This window comes from Bombilactobacillus sp. ESL1197, from assembly GCF_058107145.1.
Genome location: NZ_JBYLTY010000004.1, coordinates 177,449 through 198,388, shown reverse-complemented (window position 1 = coordinate 198,388; position 20,940 = coordinate 177,449). Strand labels below are relative to the sequence as shown.

The window sequence follows — 20,940 nt, the reverse complement described above, 5'->3', positions numbered from 1 at the left end:
ATTACTGGTACATTGATAAACTAATTGCCTTTTATAAAAACTAATTTATTTTTGGAGACAAATGATATGCCTCCTAAATTAGGAAAGATTTTTACTATTTAGTTAAGGATTAATTGCTAATATTTAATTGCTAATTATTGATATTTTCCATTAACAATATCTTTAACTTCTTGGATATAATCTTTTGTATACTCAGGAACCAACATTTTACCATCTATCGCATTGCGCATAACTTTTTCTTTTTCTTTCAACCTTTTATAAACAGTGTGATCAATAAAACCAGAATGTGCAACATCACCATTAGTCATCAGATAATAATAATGCGTATAATCATTAGGTTTTAATCCCAATCGATTAATCCGATCACGTGATTGCAACATAAATGTTAAATTAAAATTGTACTCAAAATAAATAGCATCGTGAACCTCTTTATGAAGAGAAATTGATTCCCCTAAAGTATTGGGATTAGAAATTAAAACCTGTTGATCACTTTTTTTAAATTTCTCAATCATATCGTCACGTTGATCTTTTGGCGTTTTACCATAGATTAAAACAGGTTTTAAGCCCTTTTCTGTTAAAGTGTCTTTGATTTTAATCATCGTTCCGACAAACATTCCCCATACCAAAACTTTTTTACCTTCATTAATCAAGCGCTCGATTAACCGAATTCCTGCATCAAACTTAGGAGATTGTATATTATCCAACGAGAATTGTCGATATACAGTTGGATCACTAAAACCATTTTCCTCATCGTCCTTAATAAGTTGTTTATCTAAAACATCAGAATCTGTTAAACCTAAATCCTTATAATTAATGTTATAACGCAAAAGCTGTGGATTTGTAGAAGCTTGCAATAACCTAACAAATCTTGCTAAAGTATTGGTTTCATTCTTATAAATAGCTTGAGTTAACACTTCTTGTCCTCTAGAAGACTGAACTTTAATTAAGAAATCAGGAGATGGTGTAGGAACATTTAAATCTTTTTTATTGGTTCGCCAAAAAAATGGTGCAAGTCGTTTATTAACATTTTCTGAATCAATAGTACTTAAGTCAGATTCACTCCATCCAAAATAAGATGAATATTCATTAGGATACATTAAATGCAGAAAGTTATAAATATCTTTATAACTGTTAGGAATTGGCGTACCAGTTAATACATATCGATACTTAGGACTTTTACTTAAACTTAATGCGTCACTTGCACGCTTTTTTCCAATTCCCTTAATCCTATGAACCTCATCAAATATGAGCATAGTTTTTTCATCAATCAATTGATTAATTATTTTAATTCTGCTTCCTAAAGATTCATAATTTACAAGAACTAAATCAACATCTTTCCATTCCAACTGAATAGAAAAAATATCATTTTTATATTTACTATTCCTTAAATCTAAAACATGTAAATTATTTCTTTTAGATCCAAAAACTTTGGAATATTCATTTTTCCATGCAGCAAAAGCATTTAGTGGACAAATCACCAAAATTTTATTTACTTTTTGCTGTTGTTCGCTTGACAAAAAAGCATAAGTAGCATAAAGCATCGTTGTTTTACCAGCACCAGGAACAGAAAAATTAGCCGCACGCTTCATTTCAGCTAAATAAAATGCCGCTCTTTCTTGTTCCGGATAAAGCTTTCTAACTATTTCCTTATCAAGGATAAACTTAAATTCTTGAAAATCATTATCCCATTCAGGATTTTTAGCTTTAATCATTAGTCCAGCGTCACTGTGTTCTTTAATTGCATAACTACTTTCATGAACAAAGTTTATAAAAGATTCACTTTCATTAATCTGTGGTAAATTTCTACGCTTCAATTTATGGTTTAAGTCATTAACAAAATTAGTAAGTTGTGTATAATTCAATCCATTTTTAAATACCATTTTATATACATCAGAAAAATAGGCTGAATAATCATTAATGACTCTCTGTGCTACCTTATTTTGCAATGTACCATTAGAATCATCATTTAAATAAAAAACACCATTTTGATTCTGACTAATTTCTGGAACGTCCATCAATTTCCTCCCCATAAATGTCAAATAAGTCCTGGCTATCAAATTTAATCCTGCGCATTGCTTTCATTAAATATTCTAATTGTTCTCTACTGAATTGATCGTAATTTAAATTAGAACCTCTCAATCCATTATTTTCATTTAATTCAGATAATAAAATTTCTGATTTATGAACATCCTTCATCAAGCTTTCAACCGATTGATTATTCTTTCCTTCCTGTATACGATTACTATATTTATCTCCAAGTTCGTTGAAAGAATCAGAATTTTCATTTAAAGCGTTCGCTAAATCCTTAGTGTCATGAATATTTGAATCTTGCATCCCATCTTCAATATCTTCAACTAAGTCGCTAACTTCTTGGTTAAAATTATCATTCTCACCAGTTTTGACTATTTGCTTACGGTATTTTCTTAATTCATATGCAACGGTACCACCATTTCCAGCTTCAATTTGACATAAAATGATAGCAAACCAAGTTTTTTCTGTTTTGGATCGATTAACTAAATCATCTGCATTATTACCAAACAAACGCTTATTATTCAAATCTCTAGACATTTCTTTAAATAATGAAAATGTTCCAGTTTCTTTAATTAATGAGTAATTATCCAATTCAGTTCCAATGTATTTGAAAAAATCTTGGATACATTCAATGGAACCAAGATAATCCTTAGCTTCTTTTTTAGAAATTCTAGAATCTCTGGCATAATCTTCTACACTCATAATTGCACTAGATCCTTGAGTTGTACGATAAATATCTAATGATAAATCTACTGGATCATAATCTTCGCGTTCTTCAATTCCCATTTGAAGAGACAACTCGAGTTGCTTAATTTTGATTTGATCTATTTTTAAATCATACGAAAATGGTAAAATTACCGCTTCAAAAAAATATGTTTGATTAGTTTCTTTGTGTAAGTTTCTCAAAGCTGTAAAGCGACGATTGCCATCAATAATTCGTCCATCATTAAGGACATATCCAAATACCTGCTGACCATTGTCTTGGATAGATTTCTGCGTATTCTTTAACTTACTACCACTAGAATTTTCAATTAATTTTGACACCATATCATTATAAGAATGATTAACCTTATCAGAAGCAGGCTCTAGTTCATGATCAATATGTGACATTTCAGTAGCTATTCTTCCATTTTTGTCATTATAAAATAATAAATCTAACGGTATACGGTACACATCAAGACTATCATCATTAACTCCTTCTAATTTAATTGGTAATTTTGGTTTTGCACCCGTTTTTTCTATTTTTCCCTCTTTGACTAATTCCAATAATAATGTCATTACTAATTATCCTCCAATTCATGCAATTTTTGCTCAACATTCTTTTCATTTGTTGCCATTTGATAGTAAACACCAGATCCTTTTAAACTATCAAAGTATTTTTGTTGAATAGATCGAATCACTTTATCTCCTTCACGCATATTTTTTGCCTTAGTTTCAACAATTAAATAAATATTTTGACCATCTTTTTGCTCAATCATAAAAATAAAATCAGGTGTTGTAGTTCCATGATCATAACGCGGAATCTTAATGGCTGATTTAGGTAATTTACCAAAAACCTTGATCTTATTTCCATATGTCCGTTTTAACAACTTTAATTCTGGATCAGCACTATCATAACGAAGCGGAGGTCTATCATAAAGATATTTTGGATCATCGATAGAATCTGAAGAATAAATTCCTAAAGCATTAGCTGGAATCTCATCAACAAAAGAATCTTTTTGATGATTATAAATTGATGTCGAGCCTCTAAAATTAAGTTCCTCATAATTATAAAAATATTGTATTCTATCGTTGAAACGTCGATTAAATTCTTTAATTAGATTATCTAATGTATCTTCATTAATATACCGTTTATCATTGTCACGCTTTGCCATAAATTCAATCATCAAATTATTCAAAAGATTGACATCAAGGTTAGTTCCTAAAACCAATTGTTTCAAAAACTTACCGTAATTCATTGTGATGTACTCATTACTATAATCATATTTAGTATCGATTAAACTTGCACTATTTTTATCAGCTTGAACCTTTTGATGAGTTATTTGAAGCTTTTTAAAAACAAATAATTCAGGTTGTTTAAAAACTTTTCTAATAATATCTTTGGCTATATCATTAGTTCGATCGTCATAAACAATCATTTGGCGTTGTGCCAATTGCTGCCAAAGCTCTTTTAGCTTATTCCAATTGGATTTGCGTAGTTTAACTTTTGTATTATTCTTATTATTATCACCGACTTTTCCTTTATCTATCTGTGTCTTATGCTTAACTTCAGGATACAATTTTACAAAAGCTTCATAACCTGACATTTTTTGACCTTCAAGTTCAACTTTTTCTTTAAACTTATTTGATCTAGTAATAATGTTGTGATTATCTAAGTCAGATAATAATTTATCCTCACTAAATTCTTTATCGTATTTTCGACGTTCCTTAACAACTAAGTCCATCATTTCTTGAGTTAATTCCTCATGATTGAGCTTAATCGGCGCATCAGAATTAATTTCACCAACTAATTTTTGAGCAAAGTCCTGTTCATCGTATCCAATTAAAAATGAGAGACGACTATCCCACTCATCTTGATTCAAACGATGACCGATTTCATCAACGGGTAATCGTAAACCACGACCAACTTCTTGGATTTTACTTATCTCAGAACCAGAACTTCTTAATTTAGCAATGACAAAAACATTAGGATTATCCCAACCTTCACGCAAAGTCCATTTAGAAAAAAGAAATCTTCGTGTCAACCAATTACCATTTTGATCTTTAAAGCTTAATAACTTTTCCTTATTCATCAAAATATCATCAACTTCAGCCTGAATATCGGCATCAGAATTTCCACGATCTTCGCTAAAGTAACCAGCGTAAACATCTTGATGATCTGATTTTAAGCTTTTCAATGTTGCCTGTAGAAAAGAACAGTAATCCCGTTCTCGATCATTCATTGACATCTGATATTTTTTAATTAAAGCCTCTAGCTTTTTAGTTAAGATAAATTCAAAGTGCTCAGCCAACCATCCTTTATTGTTGCTTCTACCACGAAAACTACTAATATTATCGATAAAAAATAAAGATAGAGTTTTAATCCTAGCAGCATTTTCTTCAGCATTAGGACGCATAAAATTAACTTCTTCTGCTTCAAAATGACGATCAATTGCTTCAGAAATTATTTCATCTTGATAATTTACTGAAAAAGTTCCAGGAATTAATTTCATTCCTTTATCAAGATTTAAACCATTAGACAGTTCATGATTAGTTCCACCCTTGTAAACAATACTCCCCGTAAATTCTTCATCTACGTCAACCAAACTTTCACCATCATTGACTAAATAATCTTTACCATTATGCGTTAGAATCAACTCTTTCGGCTTAACAGACTTAACTCTATATAAATTATTAGCTTCATTCTTAGCAATATCTGGATAATAAATATCAATCCCTTTAACTAAACCTTTATTAAAACTATCAATCGCATTTAACGTAAATTGCGGTTTGCCACGATAATAATCCGTCTTAATTTCTTTATTCTTTCCACGCCCAGTACTTGTTTGAGGAAAAGTTGCACCAAATCGAACAATTAATTGTGGTTTCATTAATTCAACATCGGCATAAAATTTCTTGTCTCTTGGAAAACGATGGGGTTCATCAATAATTACAATTGGGCGAGTTGATGAAATTGCCTTAATAGGACAAGTTTCTCCACCAAGCAGTGTTTGATCATAATCGCTACGTTTCATTGATTTAGAATGCAGCATTCCTGCATTAATTAGTAAAACTTCAATTTGATTAGTATTTTGGCGTGTTGCTTCTACAAACTCTGATAATTGTGCAGGAAAATTTTTTCTACCTGACTTAGTTTGAAAATCTCCCGAACTAATTACATTTAATTGAACTCTCGTATTTTCATAAAATTCATTAAAATGTTGTTTAGCATAATCACTTTCAATAAAACTACGTGTGCCTTCCTTAATGCTAGGACTAGGAACGACAATAACAAACTTAAATAAGCCATATTTTTGATGCAGATCATACATCATTCTAGTATAAACGTAAGTTTTTCCAGTCCCTGTCTCCATTTTTATATCAATGTTTTTATTATCATTGTAACGTCCCTTAACCAAAGGATTAGCATAGATATAATTTGCATCAAGATCACTTGAATTTTCATCAATTCCAGGAAACGATTGATTGATGGCATTTAATGCTTCTGTTTGGTGCTGTAACGTCTCAAGTTTAATCCTCATACTAATACCTCTTTAACAAACTAACTGTTTGATCCAATTCTTTTAGTCCAATTTCTAATTCACGTAATCTTGCAATATTGAAAGAGTATCCAAAGAGAACCACGCTTTGCACATCCAATTGATGTAAACCTAATTTGTTAATCAGTTCTTTAGTATTTTGACAAGTCCAACCCTCATTAATTAAATATAAACGAGTATTTTCTACAAGATGAGCAGTATATTGGTCGAACTGAATCTCTTTCACTTCTGCATCAAAAGTATAACCGTCTTTAGCAAGCCAAGTTGTCAAAATAGTTTGCGCGCCTGTTGCATCTCCCGGAATTCTCAATTTTTCACTTGAATATGAGTCAAGCATATTAGCAAATAAATCAACATTATTAGGATCAAAGTCTTCAATTTCTTCTAGAGTTTTCCTAGTTGGCTTAACAACGCGATAATGCTTAAAATTACCATCAAAATCTTCAGGTAAAGTTAAACTATTATCTTCTTTAATTTTATTAGATGCACGACGAATACGTTCACGAGATATTTCATCAATTGATTTAAAACCCGAATCGTAAGCAGCTTTTCCACCTTTAGTTGACACTTCACGGCCATCTTTATTAACGTGGTAAGTTTTTTCAGGTAATTGCACCATAATAAACTTACGATACCCACCATCCTCAGCATTTAATTGCATCACTGCATCGGCAGTAGTAGAAGAACCGGCGAAAAAATCGAGAACTGTTGAATTTTTATACGTTCCTAGTTCTAATATTTTCTTAATAAAGTTCGTTGGTTTAGGTGTGTCAAAAACCTTATCTCCAAATATTCTTTGAATTTCTTTTGTACCGTCTGTAGCGGTTCCAACATCATCCCATACAGATTTTGGAGTTAAGCCTTTACTTGTTGCTTCAGATAAAAAACGTTTTAACTGCGGTTTAGATTTACCCGATTTACCAAAAATAATTCGATTATCAGCCATTAATTGATCAAATTCTTTTTGACCAGTTCTCCAACAACGTCCTTGAGGAGGAAGGTAACTTTCGCCTGTATTAGGATTAATTATTGGAAAAGTTAAGTTCGGTCGAACTCCAGGAGAATCAAATGGATCTGCTTTCCAAGGACCTCGTACATCATTATCTGGGTTTTCAAATCCTTTTTCAGACATTTGTAATTTGAAATTAGCCTTATTCTTGTTAAATACTCCAAAATTTTTTGAATAAACTAACGTACTATTATGGTTTAAAGAAACTATTGCATCATTAGAAACAGATTTTCTTGAATTCCATATAATATTACTAATAAAGTTATATTCACTAAATATTTCATCACATATTTCTTTTAAATTTGCCTGTTCATTATCATCAATAGAAATAAATATAGTTCCTTTTTCAGACAACAATCTCTTAGCCAAAGCTAATCTAGGATACATAAAAGTTAGCCAAGCTGAATGACTTGATTTACCCTGGATACTCTTTAAGCGTTCAACTTGATCATCATCAAGCCCAAACATCTCTTTTAATTTATCATCTGAATATTCAAAACTATCTGGATAAACAAAATCGCAATTACCTGTGTTATACGGTGGATCAATATAAATGACATCAATTTCATTAGAATATGAAGCTTGCAAATGTCTTAATACTTCAAGATTATCACCAGTAAAAAACAAATTATGACTATCTTTACCTTCACCATTATTTTGTTTTTCGTCAGGTACAACCACACTAGTTGGCATTTCGCCAGCTTGACGACGAGCATAATCCTTACCAATAAAATTTAATTGATAGCCATCAGTTAATTCTGATATATTATTTTCGGAAATAGCATCTTTAAATTTACCTAAGTCAAATGCTCCATTTTTGTCAAAAAATTCTGGCAACTTTTCCTTTAGTTCTTTCAAAAAAGCAGAATTTGGCTCTAATTGATCATTAAATTTCTGATTGTCTGTAATCATAGTAATCTCCAATATATTTTCATTTAATTTCCAATACTAACTCATCCATATCAACCTGATACAGATCAAATAGTTTGCGCAACATGTGAATTTTATTTCAAGTATCAGTATTAACGTTGACATAAACTCCATCTGTGACTTCTTTAGTTCCAGAAACAGGCTCACTAGTAAAATGCAATCCCAAACCTTTAGTAGCTTTGCTAGCGACTAATTTATAAACAGGGGTTGGATCAATTTCCATAAAATTATGAATCATAGCAAGATACATTTCCCGCCAAGACTTAACTGGATACGTCGTACCTTGAAAAGTATAGGATACTAATTTTTTACCGGTAAACTGATAATCTTCATCAATAGTATGTTGTTCATATATCTTAACCGGTGGAACGTAATTCGTTGTTGGATAAGACCATAATTTTAAAGCCTGCTGCTTTAATAAATCGTTTCGCTCCAATAATTCTTTTTCCGTCCAATGATCACAGTTTTTCATAAACTCACTCATTCGAAAACCACTGTGATTAAACCCATCTGGCATGGTCTTCTTTTCTGCAAAAGAGCGATTACTATAATTGCTGTTATAGGCCGTTAACGTTAGATTAGCCAATCGGTTTTGCCATTGATCGTGAATTTGTTGATAATTGGTTCCCAACTCCTTCTTCCAAGTCGTAGATAAAGTTTGCGGCATAATGTGTTCAATTGTATAAGTACCATTATTCATATTTTCCAGCACATTAACCCGTTCACGTGAATTCTGATTTTCTAACCGATTAAATAAGTAACGCTTATTTTTAGATTGCATGCGATAAATATCTTTAGTTGCTAAAGCATTAGAAAATTCATGATCATTTGGCAAGCGTCCTGAATCCTGTTTATTCAGTAAAATATAATTAAGGACAGGCACAAACTGTTCAGCACTAGCAGCCAACTTAGTAATATCATTATATAAAGTGGCAAAAACTTTGTTGAGTGAATTTGTTGATAAGTCACAAATCAGTCGCCGAAAAATGAACGTTTCGATCGTTTGTAAAACTGCCACAATTTGAGTAGCCGTCAATTTATTCTGTTGCCAATCAGCAAATACTGCTAATAAAAATGGCCGCGTAACATTCATTTCCAAAACGTTAAGCCGGTTTAAAATAGTATTAACAGTATCATCGGGCGTATCAGCAGCAACGATTGCTTGATAAAATTTAGCCAATTGCGTCAATTCTTGTAAAACTGGTTCAATTTCAAGCTTAGATTTTTGAACGTATTTTTTAAACTCAGGATAAACTTGATTAATTTTAGGAACACGCTTTAACTTCAAGGTCAAAAAATCACGAATTAAATCAGACACTTGATACTGCGTTAATTGCTCCATTTTGTGCCAGTATTGTTGATAATATTTTTCTTGCAGTCTTTGGGACTGATTCATCAAAACATAGTTACGAATTTTATCAGCTTCGGTTAAATCTACTCCCGTTGAATTTAAACTTTCAAAAATCAATTGAGCATTATCTTCGCGTGGATCTAGAGTTATCTTAACAATCCGTAACTTATTAATAGCTGCAAATAGTTCATCAATATCGACTTTATTTTGTAAAATAGTATCGTAAAAATATAAGTAATTAGTTGTAACATTAGACGCTTTAATATAGTCACCGACTTGTCCTGTTACTAGCTTTTGTAACGCCAATTCATCATCATAAATCGGTTTAAGTTTTAAACGTGCTCCTTCAGGTGCATATTTATCAATTAAATAACTCTCTCTAATTCGTGGTAACAATTGTAAATCATGACTTTCAACTTTTTTTGCATCTAAAAGATTAACGATTGCTAATAATAGTAAATAAACCGTTGTCATTCGTTGCTGGCCATCAATAATAACCTCATCACCAGACGAGCCTTCGTCATGAATTTGGACAATACTGCCAAAAAAATGATTGCTTTGTTTTTCTTTAATAACTGTTAACAAATCTTGATACAATTGCCGACAATTAGCTCGTTGCCAATCATAATTTCGCTGATAAACAGGTATGACCAGTCTTTTACCAGTACCATCTAAATTTCTAATAATCGGTTCTTCTTCTGTTCGCATAAAATCAGGTCCTCGATTTTGATTGCTATATAAGTCCATAAAAGTGATATCATATCAATAAAAGATGTTAAAGTCCTCATAACCTTTAATCTAATATTACCTATTAAAAATCAAAAGTCAAGGAGGCTCTTGTATGCTACAAATCAAATTTAGTGTAAACTAAATGGTATATAGACAAATCATATAAAACAAGCTATTATTACAGTACATATTTACCATTATTTATTAATTGTTGTAAACAAATGGTATATGTTTTTGTACCCTTAAAGATTTAGCAACAGAAAAAATTTCGTCGTGAGTTCATACCATTTATTCGAGACGTCGAATAAATCTTGTATAAATCCACAAATTATTTTATTTAAAAAACCATATGTCTATAACTAGTCGCTAATCCAATTTGAAAGTAGTACTGAACATACTTAATTAGGATTGTAGTGACTAACCGAAAGCTAATCTTAATGACTAGCTTTTTTATTGTGTATGCTTTGGTGCAGTAATCCCTCCATTTTTAATCATTACTTTCTTATTAACCAGTCAATCAATTGATTTTTCAACATCAAAACCAACATTTTAGTTTAATTCTTTATTGCACAAAAGACTGAGGCCAAGAGATTAGGTTACATTCATCGACTAATCCTTTTGTGTCTCAGCCTTTTTTTGAAATTATCTTCCAATTTTAAAATAAAAATCGTACCTTTTTTGAAAACGATTACCAATATAACCAATAAGCATTGAATCGCTATTTTTACCCTCTTATAATACTTGTGAGGTTGTCTTAAAGCTGCAGCCTCTCTTCCATGTCGACTGGAAAGGAACTTGAAATTTTATGATCTTAGATGAGATGCAAGCAATTGTTAATTTAACAGCACAGGAACAAGTAGTCTTAGAGTATATTATCCACAATCCTACAAAAATTTTGGAATTAAACATCAATCAACTAGCCAAGGCTAGTTATACCAGTGCAGCAACCGTGGTTCGTTTATGTCAAAAGGCGGGGTTTAGTGGCTATTCTCAATTCAAGTATCATTTTGCTTCAGAACTGCCCAATATTATCAAATTACGGGAAGACTTAGATGTCAAACCACTGGATACTAGTGTATCTATCACGGACGTCTTTCAACGCGTGGAGCAAATTCATCAACGCGCTATTGAATATACCAACAGTTTACTAGATGCCCAAACTATCTTACGCGTCATTAAGCTGGTTCAACAAGCTGAGCGTATTGAAATTTACGGCCAAGGTTTAAATTATGAATTAGCGCGGGGTTTTTGTTGGGAATTGGAAGAAGTTGGTTGTAATGCCAATGCCTATAATGCGCCCAATCCGATGCACACTAATACGGCTCAAGCTAATCAAAAACCAATAGTCGCTTTTATTTTGACACACACGGGCAACAATGAGCAAATGTATCAAGTTGCTCAACAATTGCGCCAACAAAATTATCGCACCATAGTTGTTTGTGATAGCACGCAACGCTCAATTTGCCAATTTTGTGATGAAACAATTGTCATTATGACTACCAAAGGAACACTGGATTTAAGTAACGTGGTCTACGTGGCTGCCTTACAGTATCTCTTTGATGTTCTGGTTTCTTTTAAAATGTTAGCCAATTATCAATCAGTCCAATGTATCTCACACCAAGTTGATCAGTCAAAGGAAGGAAAATAATTTTGCAAAATAATTTTTTATGGGGTGGCGCCGTTGCTGCCAACCAATACGAAGGTGCTTGGAATGTAGCGGGCAAAGGTGTTAGTGTCACTGATGTCATGACCAAAGGCGACGTCAAGCATCCTCGTCAAATCACTGCTGGTGTCTTAGATGACGCAATCTATCCTAACCACCAAGCAATTGATTTTTACCATCATTATAAGGAAGATATTAAACTAATGGCCGAAATGGGATTTAAATGTTTTCGGCTAAGTATTGCTTGGTCACGCATTTTTCCGCAAGGCGATGAACAATATCCTAATGAAATGGGGCTAGAGTTTTACGACCACGTTTTTGACGAATGCCATAAATATGGTATTGAGCCAGTGGTTACCCTCTCGCATTTTGAAATGCCCTACCATTTAGCTAAAGAGTACGGCGGCTGGCGTAATCGTAAACTGATTCACTTTTTTGTCCACTACGCTACCACTTGTTTCAACCGTTACGCTAATAAAGTTCAATACTGGATGACATTTAACGAAATTAATAACCTGATTGATATTGATAATCCCTTCAACGCTTGGACTGGCGCCGGTGTCTTATATCAAGCTGATGAAAATGCCGAAGAAACCATGTATCAAATCAGTCATTATCAATTCGTTGCTAGTGCCTTAGCTGTTCAAGCCGCCAAAAAAATCAATCCACAGTTGCAAATCGGATGTATGCTCCACTTTGGTCCCATTTACCCGTATTCTTGTCAGCCCCAAGATGTCATGGCCAGTGTCAAGGCGATGGACCGGCGCTTTTTCTTTAGTGACGTACAAGTTCGTGGTTCTTATCCTACTTACGTTAACAAATTATGGGAGCGTAAACATTTCAACTTAGATATTACAGAACAAGATTTAGCTGCAATTCAGCACGGAACTGTGGACTATATTGGTTTTAGTTATTACAAATCAACCACTGCCAAATTTAACGCCACCAAAGATTTTACCGAAGTTGCTAATCCCAATGTCCCCAAAAGTGATTGGGGATGGGCCATTGATCCGATTGGTTTACGCTATATCTTAAACGTCGTTTATGAACGTTATCAAAAACCTTTATTTATCGTAGAAAATGGTTTTGGTGCTTATGATCAATTAGTTGACGGTCAAGTTAATGATGACTATCGCATCAACTATTTACAACAGCATATCACCCAAATGCTCAAAGCCATTGAACTGGACGGTGTTGCCGTGCTCGGTTACACCCCTTGGTCCGCGATTGATTTAATTAGTGCATCGACTGGAGAAATTGAAAAACGTTATGGCTTTATTTATGTCGATGCTCAAACTTTCAAGCGCTATAAAAAGCAATCATTTTATTGGTACAAAAATATCATTGCCACCAATGGTGCTTGTCTTGGAGTTAAAAATGAGGCGCAAAAATGAAAAAATTTCTCAATGAAAAGTTAGTTCCCCTTGTCGTAAAGTTTACTAATACTAAAGCTATTCAGGCTCTCAAAGATGGCATGATGTTTGTTTTACCGTTTCTAATTGTCGGATCACTTTTTCTGTTATTAGCCAACATTCCTATTCCAGCAGTTGCCAAAGCCATCACCAACTGTGGTTTAGCTAACGTCTTCAATCAAATTTATGCTAGTTCGTTTGCCCTTATGTCTTTCTTTGCGGTAACCGGAATTACCTATGTTTATTTAAAAAATGACAAAATTGAAACCGCCTTTGCCGGCAGTTTAAGCGCCTTAGGAGCTTTTATCTTACTCATGCCTTTCAAAATTAAGGCTGCTAAAGGCGTCGTGGTTACCAATGCTATTTCCAAAGATTGGACTGCTGGTCAAGGTATGATCACTGCTATCATCGTTGGTTTAGCGGCTGGCTGGTTGTACAGCTTTTGCATCCGCAAAAATTGGCAAATAAAAATGCCAGCTGGTGTTCCACCAGCAGTTTCTAATTCATTTATTTCCCTAATTCCATCAGGTGTTGTTTTAATCGTTGCCGGTATTGTTTACGCGATCTTTAAATTTACTGCCAACATCAGTTTTACTGAAATTATTTATTCTGTTATTCAAACGCCCCTGCAAGGCGTCACCGATTCTTTTGGTGGTGTCTTAATCATGTCGATGGTCATGTCTTTGCTTTGGTGGTGTGGCGTGCACGGTGGTGCAATTTGTGGTGCTATTTTAGCCCCCATTCTCCAATCTAATATGTCGGCCAACCAAGCATTACTCGATGCTGGCAAAAAGTTAACGATTGCGAATGGTGGTCACATTTTTACCCAGCAATTTTGGGATAATTATCTCTGCATGACGGGAGCCGGGATCGTCGTCGGCATGGTCATTTATATGACCTTTTTTGCCAAGTCAAGCATGCTCAAAGAATTAGGTAAATTATCTATCCTGCCTAATGTCTTCAATATTGATGAACCCGTCATCTTTGGAACACCGATTGTCTTAAATCTATATCTCATTATTCCCTTTATTGCCTTTCCAATGATTGTTGGTGCCGCCAGCTATTGGTTAATGGCGTGGGGAGTCTTACCGTTGTTTTCTGGAGTGATGGTTCCTTGGACCACGCCGCCCATCATCTCAGGCTTTTTAATTGGTGGCTGGAAAACAGCTCTATGGCAATTAATTATCATTATCTTATCAACGATTGTTTACTATCCATTTATTCGCAAAGTTGATTTGGATTTGCTCGCTAAACAAGAACAAATATAAAAAGAGTTACAGATCAGAAATAATTTTACACAAAAACAAGCTGAAAGCAATATTCAAAAATACTATACATGTTTTGAAGTTGATTTCAGCTTGTTTATTTATAAGTCCAACATACAAAATTACATACTAATAATTGTCGTTAAAAACTTTAATTTCATCATAAGGTATTACAGATGAAGACAAACCGTGTAGCTTTTTCGCATTAATAATGCTATCACATTTAAATTCTTCATCATTAAGCCATTTAAAATTCCATATAGACGTATTTTTTTTAACAGATTGACATAAAAGATCTTTATCAATGTGCTCACTTTCTTCATTACAAATACTATCTGTTATACTAAGTCTCTGTAACCAAACATTTATATAGCTAGTATTAGGTATGTCCTTTAACTTCTTCAATATTTGCTTAATAACATCTCCTACCTTAATCTCTCCTTTACATTTATCTAAAATAATACTAATGGCAGATACTTCTTGAGGAATCGAATTAGGTGAAATTTCAATTATAGAAACTAATATTCCAATTAACGCAAAAAAGTTTTTATCTAATTGTTCATTAGTAAAACTGTCATCTTTAGATATTCTATATGTGAATTCTTGCAATGCAACTTTAACACTACCTGAATTAGGGTACTTCTTAGCCAATTCATAGACTTGCCATAAATGTTTTTGTATAGATAAATTATAAATTTTTTTCTTACCTTTTTTGAATTGAATCAACGAACGTTGTTTAGTCCAAAACAATTTATCAGGTTTGACAGCGGTTCCAACTATGTCTGTAGTAATCATGGTTTTTTTTGAATTAAAATGCATATTTAAATCAGCTAAAATATCTGATAAGTATCTCATTATTTGATTGGCTAAATCTTTGGAATTAGTAAATATTCTATAGTCATCTCTATATCTTATGATTTTAAAATCAGAAATTTTTTCATGATTCAGTTTGTGAGATAATTGCAGATCAGAATATCCCAAAACTATTTCAGCAATAAAGTCAAAAACAGTCCCTCCTTGAGGAATACCATTCGTTTGGCCACATTGCATTCTTTGTATACAATGGTCTATTTTATTTCCTAGGTAATCATCTGTTCTATTTACTTTAGCTTTTTCCTTACCCATTATTGCCCAAGCAATACTATGGGTATAGATCGAACCATAGCAATTAGTAACGTCAGTTTTAACACAATACTTATAATTCAAAGCATATTTTATAGACGCCTGTTCTAAATTTTCCCACCAATTTAAAATTGTTTCTGCTTTATCATTTTCTTCACTTTTCGAAATTACAGGTAAGCTGATACAAATTATATTTTCATCACTCCTAAAATCTATAAACCTTTTAATTATCTCATTCCAGTTTTCTTCATTTGTAAGTAATTTAACTAAATCTACATAGCAAAATGGATTAACAATTTTTATAGGGCGCCAATCATATAAACCATCTTTATTAAGAAGCATTGTGTAATTAACATCAGTATTAATAAGCTTTTTTTATTACACAAGTTTAAGATCGTGGTATTTTCATTTTTAAATTTTTTTGTAACTTGTTTTAATACATTACTAAAATCAAAATAAACTGGTAAGTCTATGGTTATATAAGATTCAGGTTTTAAGAAAAAATTTTCAGCTTCTTTATAAGTTACATCAATAACGGAAACTCTTTTATTTGACAATATGTATCCTTCTTTCCATCTAACAAAAGAAATTATCAAGTAATTATACTATAAAACGGTCATGCTTTTTAATTGAAATTCATTAACTATGAATTTCAATTGCAGTTGTACCAAGTATAATTAAGGTTGTAAAATTATTTCAAATTGACGATTGCATTCTCTCTTTGACACGCTTATAATGCTTACCAACTAATTGAATATGGAGTGATAACATGATCGGTTGTAGTAGTTTTACCATGGAAACTAAAGATAAGAAACACTTCTTTTCGCGCACCATGGACTTTATGATGGAGATGGCTCAAGAAGTCGTCTTCGTTCCGCAGAACAAAACGTTTGCTTCGGCTTACAGCAGTGACCAACAGGTTACTAGTAAGCATGCCTTCTTAGGTATGGGGACTTTAGAAAATCAAGCACCAATTACCTTTGATGGTGTTAATGATCAAGGCGTGATGGGTGGCACCCTTTATTTTCCTGGTTATTGTAGCTATCACGACGAAGCTGCTGCTAATACTTGGGGCGTTTCCCCTGACAAAGTGATTTCTGTTATTTTGTCACAAGCTGCTAACTTAGCTGATATCAAACAATTATTCCAAGAACAAATTACCATTTTAAATGATGCCAATCCAACTTTGAAAGTTGTGTCACCACTGCACTATATCTTCTCCGATACGACCGGAGCTAGTTTAATCGTCGAACCTCAAGCTGACGGCGTGCATTTGATTGATAATTCAATTGGTGTCATGACTAATAGTCCTGATTACCACTGGCATGAAACTAACTTACGTAATTACTTATCTGTCACGCCTAAGCAACATGAAGATGTGGACTTCTTAGGCAAGACTCTCAAGCCATTTAGTCAAGGTTCTGGTACTTTCGGTTTACCTGGTGACTACACACCTGTCAGTCGCTTTGTCCGGACTGCTTTTATGAAGCAAAATGTCGAACAAGCTGCTGATGAAGCTGCCGGTGTCAGCCTCGCTCATCATATGTTAGAACCTGTCAGCATTCCGCGCGGAATTGTGGTAACCACTGATGATACCTTTGATTACACTTGTTACAGTGCTTACATCTGTGCAGAATCACGCAGTTACTACTACTCCACTTATGGCAATCAACGCATTAATTGCGTTCGTTTAACACCGGAACTGTTGCAAGAAACTGATTATCGGACTTTCAAAGTTCAAGATGATGAAGATATCGCTTATCTAAATTAACGTCAAACCAAATAACCTGTGGCTAAGATGGCTGCAGGTTATTTTTTTGGTCAATTTTTAATAGAACAAAATGTACATCCAAGTTAAATACCTTTTATCTTAAGTATAAAAGAAGTATAAAATATAAATTAGAAGTATAAAGAAAGTATAAAATTGGAGGTTTTAAGCTTGAGTAATACCCAAATATCTCAAAATCCATTTGTTCCTAGTTTTGGCCGTTTACCCACAATCCTTTTAAACCAAGAAAGCATCCTACATGATTATTTGGCTGGACTAACTAGTCAAGATGGCAAATACCAAACTTCCTTGGTCTATGGTGTTCGCGGATCAGGCAAAACTGTTTTTTTACTTAATGTTGAACAAAATTTAAAGTTACTAAAAAACTGGTATTGTCTCAGATTAACTCTCAGCCAGGATAATTTAATAATGCAATTAATTCTGGGTTTACAAAAAATTGAGGGTATTAATTGGAAACAAGTTTTGAAACATTTTTCTGCAGAATTAAATTTTAGTATGTTTGGTATTACATTTAAAAGTAACAGCTCAACGCCAGTAATTGACTATAAAGGAATTTTAGAACAAATGCTGAGTTCTCTTAAGAAAAGGAATATCTTCGTCTTAATTGAAATAGATGAGATGGAAGTCAGTTCCGATGTCCGAGCATTTGCTTCCATGTACCAAATGTTGATTGATGAAGAATATAATTTAGCTTTATTAATGACTGGACTACCTAATCGTCTATCCAAATTGCAAAACGATCAAGTCTTAACCTTTTTATTGAGAAGTAATCGCATTTACCTCAGCCAATTAGCGCAAGATGATGTGATCAATAAATACCAGATGACTTTTCAACAGGGAAATAAATTAATTGACCCACTAGACTTAGAATTGCTAGCAAAAAGTGCTGGCGGATATCCTTACGCGTTTCAAACAGTTGGTTATTATGCTTGGCGCTTCAGTAAAGACGTTATTAACCAAACAGTAATTGAACAAACTCTATCTGCCACTAAACAAGACCTTTACCGTAATTCTTATGAAAAACTCTACACTGAATTGTCTCCCACTGATCAAAAATTTTTACAAGCTATGGCTAGTTATACACAAAAAATTGTACCGATTAGTTTTGTTCAAACCACATTGGGCAAGCCCAAGAATTACCTCTCTGTTTATCGTGCGCGATTAAAAGATTCGCAATTAATCACAATCCCTGAGCGCGGCAAGGTCACTTTTTCATTACCTTATTTTAAAGATTTTATTCGCAGTTATAATAATAGTCATTTGCTTTAACACCTTAAGGTTAATTACAATAGCAAATCACGTTTAAATTGACCGTTTCAAATCAATAAATCTCTTTCAAAGACATTTCGATTGAAGAAAATTATTTTGAAGGAGTTTTTTTAGTTCTGACCATAACTATTCATTAATTGATAGTCTTCAAAACACTTGAAACTAACGAAGTAAAGGTTTACCATAATTGTGGTAAAAGTAATATATTAATATTTCAAGGAGGACATTATGCAAAAAACTGAGACTGTATTAGCATTAAAAACTGCAAAAATTGTTGCCGTTGTTCGAGGTGATTCCAAAGATGAAGCTTATAAGACCGCGGAAGCCTGTATTGATGGTGGTGTCAAATCAATTGAATTAACATTTACAGCTCCCGCAGCTGATCAAATTATTGCCGAATTAAATAAAAAGTATTCTCTTGATAAGGATGTCATTATTGGTGCAGGAACTGTTTTAGATGCTATTACAGCTCGGATTGCTATCATGTCAGGTGCCAGATTTATAGTTAGTCCTGCCTTTGACAAAGAAACTGCTCTATTATGTAACGAATACCAAATCCCCTACATGCCGGGCTGTATGACAATTACCGAAATTCAAACTGCCATGCGTTATGGTGCCGAAGTTGTTAAAGTCTTTCCCGGAAGTACTGTTAGCTGGGATTTTGTCAAAGCCGTTAAAGCTCCCTTACCTTATGTCAATATCATGCCTACCGGTGGTGTCAACTTAGACAACATGAGTAGTTGGTTTAAAGCAGGCGCCGTGATAGTTGGAACTGGTAGTGATTTAACTGGTGCTGCTCGTCAACAAGATTTTGCTTCCGTTAAAAAGCGGGCTGAAGCTTATCATCAAGAAATCTTGCGTATTCAAGGAGAATGTGATTAACAATGCAAAAAATAGTCACCTTTGGCGAAATAATGCTCAGGCTCAAACCGGCTGAAAACCAAAGAATTATTCAAACTGATCAATTTTCTGGATTATATGGTGGAGCTGAAGCCAATGTTGCTACATCTTTAGCTCTTTTAGGTGATCACTCACAATTTGTTACCAAAGTTCCGAATAATGCCCTCGGGCAGGCAGCTTTGGGAACCTTACGCCGCTATGGTGTAGACACGACTAATATTATGGTAGGTGGCCCGCGTTTAGGAATATATTTCTTTGAAAAAGGTGCCAGCATTCGCAATACTAGTGTTGTTTATGATCGTAAAAATAGTTCTTTTGCCACTTCTCAGGCTAACGAATATCATTGGCCAGATATTTTAAAAGATGCTGACTACTTTTATTTTTCTGGTATCACAGCAGCAGTTTCGTCAGAAATATACCAAACTTTACTTGTTGCTTTAGATTTTTGTCAAAAAAATCACATTACCGTCATTTGCGATTTGAATTATCGCGCTAAGATGTGGAGTAAAGAAGCTGCGCAAACAGCGATGAATCAATTAATGCCTTATGTAAACATTTGTTTAGCTAATGATGAAGACTTTGAGGCCGCTCTAGGCATTAAGGCTTTTGATGGTAATATGGCTCATGGTATTGATCAAAAAGCTGATTTTATTCACGGTATGCAGCAAATTATGAAAAAATATCCTAACTGTCAAACTGTGGCTAGCATTTTAAGAAACGTTCATTCTGTCGAAGATTCTCAATGGATGGCTCTTTTAGTCAATCAAAATGGGGTGTTAGAGACTCCTAGTTATCACATGCATGTCTGGGAAGGCGTGGCTAGTGGCGATGCGTTTGCCGCTGGTTTAATTCATGGGTTGATACATGATTTTAATACTCAAAAATTATTAAACTATGCACTCGCTGCTAGTGTTTTAAAACTCACTATTAGTGGCGACTTAAACTTAGTCACAGATTCGGAAATCATGTCCGTTATGAACCAACAAGATGGCATGCGGGTCGTTAGATAATTTAGGAATAGCAACTTCACTCACTTAAATAAAATTGTTATCAATTAGTAAGAACGATTCATTCACTAACTAGATCAGTAAATTGATCCAGTTAGTTTTTTCTTTTCTTCAATGTTACCTCTAATAACGTCAGTTCAAATGCCAATCTATTGCACTAAAAAAGACGTTCGTATTCGATACGAACGTCTTGATACTTGAAGT

General features: G+C 33.5%; 13 protein-coding genes. 7 read left to right on the top strand and 6 right to left on the bottom strand.

Annotated elements, in window-relative coordinates:
* Positions 1-134: 134 nt before the first annotated feature.
* From AC3B6B_RS08645 to AC3B6B_RS08625, 5 genes are all read right to left on the bottom strand, one after another.
* A complete protein-coding gene (locus AC3B6B_RS08645; RefSeq protein WP_489758244.1) occupies positions 135-2,015 on the bottom strand; it encodes a DEAD/DEAH box helicase in 1,881 nt (626 codons plus the stop codon).
* On the bottom strand, positions 1,996-3,309 hold the full coding sequence (locus AC3B6B_RS08640) for a hypothetical protein (RefSeq protein ID WP_489758243.1): 1,314 nt from the start codon (positions 3,307-3,309) through the stop codon (positions 1,996-1,998). Before AC3B6B_RS08640 ends, AC3B6B_RS08645 begins: the two co-directional genes overlap by 20 nt.
* Positions 3,310-3,311: 2 nt before the next feature.
* Positions 3,312-6,272, bottom strand: a complete 2,961-nt coding sequence (locus AC3B6B_RS08635; protein WP_489758242.1) for a type III restriction-modification system endonuclease — start codon at positions 6,270-6,272, stop codon at positions 3,312-3,314.
* A 1-nt stretch (position 6,273) separates the two neighbouring features.
* A complete protein-coding gene (locus AC3B6B_RS08630) occupies positions 6,274-8,211 on the bottom strand; it encodes a site-specific DNA-methyltransferase (RefSeq protein ID WP_489758241.1) in 1,938 nt (645 codons plus the stop codon).
* 97 nt (positions 8,212-8,308) lie between these two features.
* Positions 8,309-10,288: a DUF262 domain-containing protein gene (locus tag AC3B6B_RS08625; RefSeq protein ID WP_489758240.1), complete on the bottom strand. Its 1,980-nt coding sequence runs from the start codon at positions 10,286-10,288 to the stop codon at positions 8,309-8,311.
* An 826-nt stretch (positions 10,289-11,114) separates the two neighbouring features.
* Here AC3B6B_RS08625 and AC3B6B_RS08620 point away from each other — a divergent pair.
* The 3 genes from AC3B6B_RS08620 to AC3B6B_RS08610 are packed head-to-tail and all read left to right on the top strand — an operon-like array spanning position 11,115 to position 14,652.
* On the top strand, positions 11,115-11,957 hold the full coding sequence (locus AC3B6B_RS08620; RefSeq protein WP_489758239.1) for a MurR/RpiR family transcriptional regulator: 843 nt from the start codon (positions 11,115-11,117) through the stop codon (positions 11,955-11,957).
* Entirely contained in the window at positions 11,957-13,366 is a 1,410-nt protein-coding gene (locus AC3B6B_RS08615; protein WP_489758319.1) for a 6-phospho-beta-glucosidase, read from the top strand. The genes AC3B6B_RS08620 and AC3B6B_RS08615 overlap by 1 nt, the downstream gene beginning before the upstream one ends.
* Positions 13,363-14,652, top strand: coding sequence for a PTS sugar transporter subunit IIC (locus AC3B6B_RS08610; RefSeq protein ID WP_489758238.1), 1,290 nt, complete (start codon positions 13,363-13,365; stop codon positions 14,650-14,652). Before AC3B6B_RS08615 ends, AC3B6B_RS08610 begins: the two co-directional genes overlap by 4 nt.
* A gap of 126 nt (positions 14,653-14,778) precedes the next feature.
* Here AC3B6B_RS08610 and AC3B6B_RS08605 read toward each other — a convergent pair whose 3' ends face one another.
* Positions 14,779-16,113, bottom strand: coding sequence for an RNA-directed DNA polymerase (locus tag AC3B6B_RS08605; RefSeq protein ID WP_489758237.1), 1,335 nt, complete (start codon positions 16,111-16,113; stop codon positions 14,779-14,781).
* 427 nt (positions 16,114-16,540) lie between these two features.
* Here AC3B6B_RS08605 and AC3B6B_RS08600 point away from each other — a divergent pair, with 427 nt between their 5' ends.
* The 4 genes from AC3B6B_RS08600 to AC3B6B_RS08585 all read left to right on the top strand — a co-directional run bounded on the left by AC3B6B_RS08600 (position 16,541) and on the right by AC3B6B_RS08585 (position 20,739).
* Complete coding sequence (locus AC3B6B_RS08600; protein WP_489758236.1) at positions 16,541-17,542, top strand: choloylglycine hydrolase family protein; 1,002 nt, start codon at positions 16,541-16,543, stop codon at positions 17,540-17,542.
* A 168-nt stretch (positions 17,543-17,710) separates the two neighbouring features.
* Positions 17,711-18,829, top strand: a complete 1,119-nt coding sequence (locus AC3B6B_RS08595; RefSeq protein WP_489758235.1) for a DUF8462 domain-containing protein — start codon at positions 17,711-17,713, stop codon at positions 18,827-18,829.
* A 228-nt stretch (positions 18,830-19,057) separates the two neighbouring features.
* Positions 19,058-19,711: a bifunctional 4-hydroxy-2-oxoglutarate aldolase/2-dehydro-3-deoxy-phosphogluconate aldolase gene (locus AC3B6B_RS08590; RefSeq protein ID WP_489758234.1), complete on the top strand. Its 654-nt coding sequence runs from the start codon at positions 19,058-19,060 to the stop codon at positions 19,709-19,711.
* Between the two features lie 2 nt (positions 19,712-19,713).
* Positions 19,714-20,739 (top strand): sugar kinase, encoded by a 1,026-nt coding sequence (locus tag AC3B6B_RS08585; protein ID WP_489758233.1) that lies wholly within the window; start codon positions 19,714-19,716, stop codon positions 20,737-20,739.
* The last annotated feature ends 201 nt before the right edge of the window (positions 20,740-20,940 follow it).